This window comes from Nocardioides limicola, from assembly GCF_016827675.1.
In the GTDB taxonomy this organism is placed as follows: domain Bacteria; phylum Actinomycetota; class Actinomycetes; order Propionibacteriales; family Nocardioidaceae; genus Nocardioides; species Nocardioides limicola.
This window is the reverse complement of sequence record NZ_JAERJA010000016.1, coordinates 44,097-51,205: the sequence shown is the minus strand read 5'-3', so window position 1 is coordinate 51,205 and position 7,109 is coordinate 44,097. Positions and strand designations below refer to the sequence as shown.

7 protein-coding genes are annotated in these 7,109 nt (G+C 68.8%); 1 reads left to right on the top strand and 6 read right to left on the bottom strand.

Translation table 11 applies throughout. The features are described from left to right. Nucleotides 1–211: 211 nt before the first annotated feature. Together JKG67_RS18020 and JKG67_RS18015 are read right to left on the bottom strand one after the other, a co-directional pair. Nucleotides 212–652 carry a VOC family protein gene (locus JKG67_RS18020; RefSeq protein WP_203338738.1) on the bottom strand — a complete coding sequence of 147 codons (441 nt, stop codon included), beginning with the start codon at nucleotides 650–652 and terminating at the stop codon, nucleotides 212–214. 59 nt (nucleotides 653–711) lie between these two features. Continuing rightward, nucleotides 712–1,035, bottom strand: a complete 324-nt coding sequence (locus JKG67_RS18015) for a nuclear transport factor 2 family protein (protein WP_203338737.1) — start codon at nucleotides 1,033–1,035, stop codon at nucleotides 712–714. 237 nt (nucleotides 1,036–1,272) lie between these two features. Between JKG67_RS18015 and JKG67_RS18010 the strand changes: the two genes are divergently transcribed. Further along, nucleotides 1,273–1,857, top strand: coding sequence for a hypothetical protein (locus tag JKG67_RS18010; protein ID WP_203338736.1), 585 nt, complete (start codon nucleotides 1,273–1,275; stop codon nucleotides 1,855–1,857). Nucleotides 1,858–1,877: 20 nt separating this feature from the next. Here JKG67_RS18010 and JKG67_RS18005 read toward each other — a convergent pair whose 3' ends face one another. Genes JKG67_RS18005 through guaB form a run of 4 tightly spaced genes read right to left on the bottom strand, consistent with a single transcriptional unit; the run spans nucleotide 1,878 to nucleotide 7,074 of the window. After that, nucleotides 1,878–3,593: a glycerol-3-phosphate dehydrogenase/oxidase gene (locus JKG67_RS18005; protein ID WP_203338735.1), complete on the bottom strand. Its 1,716-nt coding sequence runs from the start codon at nucleotides 3,591–3,593 to the stop codon at nucleotides 1,878–1,880. 45 nt (nucleotides 3,594–3,638) lie between these two features. Beyond that, complete coding sequence (locus JKG67_RS18000) at nucleotides 3,639–4,430, bottom strand: carbon-nitrogen hydrolase family protein (RefSeq protein ID WP_307816623.1); 792 nt, start codon at nucleotides 4,428–4,430, stop codon at nucleotides 3,639–3,641. Between the two features lie 4 nt (nucleotides 4,431–4,434). Further along, nucleotides 4,435–5,541 carry a GuaB3 family IMP dehydrogenase-related protein gene (locus JKG67_RS17995; RefSeq protein ID WP_203338734.1) on the bottom strand — a complete coding sequence of 369 codons (1,107 nt, stop codon included), beginning with the start codon at nucleotides 5,539–5,541 and terminating at the stop codon, nucleotides 4,435–4,437. Between the two features lie 30 nt (nucleotides 5,542–5,571). Next, nucleotides 5,572–7,074, bottom strand: a complete 1,503-nt coding sequence (gene guaB, locus JKG67_RS17990) for an IMP dehydrogenase (RefSeq protein ID WP_203338733.1) — start codon at nucleotides 7,072–7,074, stop codon at nucleotides 5,572–5,574. Between the last annotated feature and the right edge of the window lie 35 nt (nucleotides 7,075–7,109).

Here is a 7,109-nt window from a genome sequence, read left to right as displayed (position 1 = left end):
GGGGCCGGCGACCACGACCGGACAAGTCCCAGGAAAGGCACGAAGCCAGTCTCGATATGAGTCACAACCGCGGTCACCGACCACAGCCCACCAGCACACGGGCTGCAAGGAAAGACTCACAGTCTCGATACGCTCGCTGACGCTCGCTACTCGACCGCCGAACCACGCCACCGACCGCCGATCCACACGGCCCCCACTCAGTGGACGGGGGTCAGCCGCCCGTGCCTGCCTCCGGGTCAGCGACATCGACCATCCACTTGATCCCGAACTTGTCGGTGCCGCTGCCGAAGTAGTCGCCCCAGAACTGCTTGCCGAAGGGCATCTCCACGTCGCCGCCGGCAGTCAGGCCGTTGAAGACCCTGGCCCCCTCGTCGACACTGTCCTGACTCACACACACATAGGCGGTGTTGCCCGGCGTCACCGTGCCCATCTCGGCGGGAACATCGGATCCCATCAGCACCGAGTCGCCCAGCGGCAGGGACACGTGCATGACCAGGTCTGCCAACGCGGGGTCGAGCGGCGCTGCCGGATCGGGTGGAGCGTCCGAGAACTTCATCAGGCCGTCGAACTCACCGCCGAAGACAGACCTGTAGAAGTCGAACGCCTCCGCGCAGTTGCCGGCGAAGTTGAGGTACGGGTTCAGTGATGCCATCGATCCTCCCAGGTCGCTGAACGCCCCACGATGGCACGCCTCACGGAGGCGCACAAGGCTCAGTGCGGCCCGATGGTGAAGCCCGCGATCCGACCATCCGCCACGTCGAAGATGCCCGTCGACGTCCCGTTGAATCGGTTGCTCGCCCACTCGAAGGTCGTGGTCACACGGTCCCCGACCACTTCGGCCTCCACCACGCTCATCCGGGCCTGCTGCCCGATCGCATCAGTGCTCGCCCAACTGCGTACGCCGTCCGGCCCCCGGCGTACGTTGCCCCAGTCGTCGATGAAGCCATCGGCGGTGAACGCCTGTACGAATGCCTCCGTGTCACCGGCATTGATCGCATCCACCATGGCCTGAACGGGTTCGGGTACGGCTGTCATCCCTCGATCCTGACACAGTCGGACTCGCCCAAACACGGGGAACAGTGAGGACCCCGCTGCCCCTAGGGTGGCTGCATGTCATCTCGGACGACCCCCCGGCTCAGCAATGCCGCTGTCATTCTCGTTGCGGCTCTCGGACTCCTCATCGCGAGCATGTTTCCCCTGACCGCGGCGGCGGCCACCGACGGCCCGTCCCCACGTGGTCTGGTCAATGAGATTCCTCCAGAGGTGGGCGGGGTGCCCCGTGTCCGCGGGTACGCGTACGCCAACTACGGGAGGTGGAACCACAGTGAGTACCCCGACATCGAGTTCAGCTACCAGTGGCTGGTGGACGGAGAGCCAGAAGCAGGGGCTACCGACCAGATGTTCGAGCCCCGACTCCGGCATCTCGACGCGATGCTGCAGGTGGCGGTGACGGCCCACCACCCGGACGCCGATCCGGTGCAGGTCGTCAGCGCCGCCAAGAGGGTCTATCCCGGGGTCTTCCACCAGAGCATGCCTCCCACCATCTACGGGTTCGTGATCGTGGGAGGAAGCGCCAAGGTCCAGCCCAGACGCTGGACACCGAGGCCCCAAAGCATCGAGTACCGATGGTTCATCAAGCGGCCCGACGCCTCCCGCTATCGGCCGCTGCCCCGGCTCCGGAACAAGAAGGAGTTCCCACTGCGTCGCCGCCACGCCGGCTCCCGGATCAAGGTACGGGTCATCGTGTCCCGTCCCGGGTTCCACAAGGCCCGCGCCTGGACGCCGAGACGCACGGTCGGCTGGTCGCGGACCAACGGTGTGAAGACGATCAACGGGGTGCCCTGCCACACCTGCTGAAACCGTCCCGGCTCAGCGAGTCACACGCCGTGGCGTGACCGCACCCTCGCCTCGTCGGCCTCCTGGTCGGTGAGCATCGCCTGACTGCGCCGCTCCGCCTCCACGCGACGCAGATAGTGGTCGACCTCGCTGGCGGTCCGCTCGGCGTCCCAGCCCAACTCCGCTGCCATCAACCGGGCAGCAGGTTCGGCGGCGGCCACGCCACGGTCGAAGTACTCGAACGTTGCCCGAGTACGCCGGATCAACAGGTCATCCAGATGCAGTACGCCCTCGTGGGTGACGGCGTACACCACCTCGGCCTGCAGATAGTCCTCAGCCCCGGGCAACTCGGCCGCCAACTCCGGGCGCTCCGCGATCAGCCCCAACAGGTCATCGATCATCCCGCCGTACCGGCCCAGTAGGTGGTCGATCCGGGCCACATGCAACCCGGACCGTCGCGCCAGCAGCACTCGCTGGTTGGACCGCGCCTCATAGCCGTCCGCCCCCACCAACGGCACCCGGTCGGTGATCGAACGACGGACGTCACCGCCCGAAGTGGCACGCAACGAGTGCGCAGCCGCATCCACGGCGTCCTTGGCCATCACCCGATAGGTGGTGAGCTTGCCGCCCGCGATCATCACCAGGCCAGGCACCGGTGTGACCACCGTGTGCTCTCGCGAGATCTTGCTGGTCGGCTCCGACTCACCGGTGAGCAGCGGCCGCAGCCCGGCGTACACGCCCTCCACGTCGTCGTGGGTGAGGGGTTCGCGGAGGATCTTGTTGACGTTGTCCAGCACGTAGTCGATGTCGGCGCGACTGGCTGCCGGATGCGCCTTGTCGAGGCCCCAGGGGGTGTCGGTGGTGCCGATGATCCAGTGCCGGCCCCACGGGATCACGAAGAGCACCGACACGGTGGTCTTGGTGATGAACCCCGCCTCGGAGCGGATCCGGTCCCGCGGCACCACCAGGTGGATGCCCTTGCTGGCCTGGACGTTCAGCGCTCCCCGACCGCCGACCATCTCCTGGATCTCGTCGGTCCACACCCCGGCCGCGTTGACCACCGCACGGGCACGGACCGTGATCTCCTGCCCGGTCTCCAGGTCACGTGCGGAGACGCCGACCACCCGCTCCCCCTCCCGGATGAAGCCGGTGACCTTGACCCGGGTCAGCACATGCGCGCCGTGGTGCGCGGCGGTGCGCGCGATGGTGAGGACCAGTCGGGCGTCGTCGACCTGACAGTCCCAGTACTTGATCGCGCCGGTGACCTCCTCGCTGCGGAAGTCCGGCGCGATCCGGGCGACCTGCCTGCGGAACAGGTGCCGATGCCGTGGCACACCGACGTCGTAGCGGCCCATCCTCGCCAGCGCGTCATAGAGGGCCACCCCAGCGCCGACGTAGGGACGCTCCCACCGGGAGATCGGGTACAGGAACGGCACCGGCTGCACCAGGTGCGGCGCCAGCCGGGTCAGCAGCAGGCCCCGCTCGGAGAGCGCCTCGCGGACCAGACCGAAGTCGAGCATCTCCAGGTACCGCAATCCGCCATGGATCAGCTTGCTGCTCCGGCTCGAGGTGCCCGAGCCGAGGTCGCGTTGCTCCAGCAGGGCCGTCGACAGACCTCGGGTCGCCGCGTCCAACGCGGTGCCCACACCGACCACGCCACCGCCGACCACCAGCACGTCGAGCTCCACCTCCGGCGCGGTCAACGCGGCGATGGATGCCTGACGGGATTGCGGGTTGAGCGCGGAGGGAATGCTCATGACCCCATCCTTGCAGCCGAGGGCCGTGAGGTGGGGCACAACGCCTCAGCCATAGCGACGCTCTCCCAGATCCCCACGATGATCGGCGAGCATGGTGTGCCGAGCCCGCGTCGCCGCCACCAACTCGGGGTCGAGTTCGGCGATGGCCAACCCCTCCTCCTCACCCAGCCGGGCCACTGCCCGACCCTCCGGGTCGTAGACCGCCGACCCGCCGATGAACCGGTTCGGCCCGCACCGACCCGTCAACCCGGCGAAGACGACGTACATGCCGTTCTCGACCGCGCGGGCGGCGTAGTAGACGTCGCGCCGGTGCTCGCCACCGGCGAAGTACGCCGCGGAGTTGAGGTAGCCGATCGCCCCGTCGGCCGCTGCTGCCCGGGCGTGCTCGGGGAAGCAGCCGTCGTAGCAGATCGACAGGCCGAGCTCGACGCCCTCGATCCGCAGCGAAGTGCCGTGGTCACCGGGGGTGAAGTACCGCTTCTCAACCCCGTCGAGGTGCTGCTTGTCGTAGGGGAAGTCCACCCGCCCGTCGGGTTGCGCCACCAGCATCGCCAGCCGGGGTACGCCGGCGCGCAGCAACGGCAGGCAGGTCACCACCGTGCCGTTCGCGCGCACTGCCGCCTCCTGCAGGGGAGCCAGCCATGCCACATCCTCCGCGTCCGGCAACGGCCCGGCGAAGACCTGTTCGTCGTACCCGGTCAGGAACGCCTCGGGCAGCACCAACAGCCGGACCCCTGCGTCGGCAGCTCGATCGACCAGCCGGACCGCGGTGGCCACATTGGTGGTCAGGTCGCCCGAGACGGAGGTCCCTTGGCCCGCCGCAACGCGCAGGTTCACGGCGTCACTGGACGACGACCTCGACCCGCTGGAACTCCTTGAGCTCGGTGTAGCCGGTGGTGGCCATCGACCGGGTCAGGGCGCCGATCAGGTTCATCGTGCCGTCGGCGACCCGGGAGGGGCCGAACAGGATCTCCTCCAGCGTGCCGACGCTGCCGAACTCGACCCGCTCGCCGCGAGGCAGCAGCGGGTGCCAAGCCTCGGCACCCCAGTGGAAGCCACGACCGGGAGCCTCCGACGCCCGCGCCAACGGCGACCCGACCATCACCGCGTCGGCACCGCAGGCGATCGCCTTGGAGATGTCGCCGCTGCGGCCGATCGACCCGTCGGCGATCACGTGCACGTAGCGACCACCGGACTCGTCCAGGTAGTCGCGACGGGCGGCGGCCACGTCGGCCACCGCGGAGGCCATCGGCACCGCCACCCCGAGCACGGTGCGGGTGGTGTGGGCGGCGCCGCCACCGAATCCGACCAGGACCCCCGCCGCGCCGGTGCGCATCAGGTGCAGGGCCGCCTGATAGGTGGCGCAGCCACCGACGATCACCGGGACGTCGAGCTCGTAGATGAACTCCTTGAGGTTCAGCGGCTCGGCCTGGCTGGAGACGTGCTCGGCCGACACGGTGGTGCCGCGGATCACGAACATGTCGACGCCGGCGTCCACCACGCACTTGGCGAACTCCTTGGTCCGCTGCGGGGACAGCGACCCGGCCACCGTGACACCCGCGTCGCGCATCTGGTTGAGCCGGGCGGTGATCAACTCCGCCTTGACGGGTTCGGCATAGATCTCCTGCAACCGGCCGGTGGCGGCCGGCCCCCGCATCGCCGCGACCTCGTCGAGCAGCGGGGCGGGGTCCTCGTACCGGGTCCACAGTCCCTCGAGGTCGAGCACGCCGAGGCCACCGAAGCGGCCCAGCGCGATCGCGGTCTCCGGGGACATCACCGAATCCATCGGCGCCGCCACCACCGGGAGGTCGAAGCGGTAGGCGTCGATCTGCCAGGCGACACTGACCTCCTCGGGGTCGCGGGTGCGCCGCGAGGGCACGATCGCGATGTCGTCGAAGGAGTAGGCCCGGCGGGCGCGCTTGGCGCGGCCGATCTCGATCTCGGTCACTCGCAAGAGTCTAGAGGAGGAGTCAGCGGGTCACGACGTGGTGTAGTTGGGCGCCTCGACGGTCATCTGGATGTCGTGCGGGTGGCTCTCCTTGAGGGAGGCCTGAGTGATCCGGATGAAGCGGCCCTTCTCCTGCAGCTCCGGGATCGTCCGGGCGCCGACATAGAACATCGACTGGTTCAAGCCGCCGATGAGTTGGTGGGCCACCCCGGACAGCGGTCCGCGGTAGGCGACCTGCCCCTCGATGCCCTCGGGGACGATCTTGTCGTCGCTGCTCACCTCAGCCTGGAAGTAGCGGTCCTTGGAGTAGGACTTCTTGCCCCGGCTGCTCATCGCGCCCATCGAGCCCATCCCCCGGTAGGCCTTGTACTGCTTGCCGTTGACGAGTACGACGTCCCCCGGGGACTCCTCGCAGCCGGCCAGCATCGAGCCCACCATGATCGTCTCGGCACCGGCCACGATCGCCTTGGCCAGGTCGCCGGACTGCTGCACGCCGCCGTCGGCGATCACCGGCACTCCCGCCGGCCCGCAGGCCAGTGAGGCCTCGTAGACGGCGGTGATCTGCGGAACGCCACAACCGGTGACCACCCGGGTGGTGCAGATCGACCCGGGGCCGAAGCCGACCTTGACGGCGTCGGCGCCGGCATCCACGAACGCCTGGGCGCCGGCCCGGGTGGCGACGTTGCCGCCGATCACCTGCACGTGGCGAGTGGCCGGATCCGTCTTCAGCCGACGCACCATCTCCAGCAGCATCCGGACGTGGCCGTGTGCGGTGTCGGCGACCAGGACGTCGACGCCGGCCTCGACCAGCGTGGTCGCCCGGGTCCAGGCGTCACCGAAGTAGCCGACTGCCGCACCCACCAGCAGCCGACCGTCGGCGTCCTTGGAGGCGTCGGGGAACTGCTCGGACTTGACGAAGTCCTTGACGGTGATCAGTCCGGCCAGCCGACCGTCCTCGCCGATCAGCGGCAGCCGCTCGCGCTTGTGCTGACGCAGCAGTTCGGTGGCCGCCTGGCGGCTGATCCCCTCCGGCGCGGTGACCAGCGGCATCGGGGTCATCACCTCGTTGACCTTGGTGGTGGCCCACTCGGCGACCGGGGTGAACCGCAGGTCACGGTTGGTGCAGATGCCCAGCAGTCGGTAGTCGCTGTCCACCACCGGGAGGCCGGAGACCCGGTACTGGCCACAGACGTGGTCCAGCTCCTCCAGGGTCGCGTCCGGGCCGATGGTGACCGGGTTGGAGATGATGCCGGTCTGGGTGCGCTTGACCAGGTCGACCTGGTAGGCCTGATCCTCCACCGACAGGTTCCGGTGCAGCACCCCGATGCCGCCCTGGCGGGCCATCGCGATCGCCATCCGCGACTCGGTGACGGTGTCCATGGCGGCGCTGATCAACGGCGCCTTGATCGAGATCTCCCGGGTCAGCCGGCTGGTGGTGTCGATCTCGGCCGGGTTGAGATCGGACTCGCCGGGCAGCAGCAGCACGTCGTCGAAGGTGAGGCCGAGCGGGGCGAACTTGTCCGGGAGCTCCATGCGCAGATTGTACGGGCTGGGACGCGTTGCCCCTG

What these genes read in the sequence shown, in the direction of transcription:
- JKG67_RS18005 (WP_203338735.1), bottom strand. Translation starts at nt 3,593, where the DNA reads ATGAGCATTCCCTCCGCGCTCAACCCGCAATCCCGTCAGGCATCCATC.
- guaB (WP_203338733.1), bottom strand. Translation starts at nt 7,074, where the DNA reads ATGGAGCTCCCGGACAAGTTCGCCCCGCTCGGCCTCACCTTCGACGAC.
- JKG67_RS18020 (WP_203338738.1), bottom strand. Translation starts at nt 652, where the DNA reads ATGGCATCACTGAACCCGTACCTCAACTTCGCCGGCAACTGCGCGGAG.
- JKG67_RS18015 (WP_203338737.1), bottom strand. Translation starts at nt 1,035, where the DNA reads ATGACAGCCGTACCCGAACCCGTTCAGGCCATGGTGGATGCGATCAAT.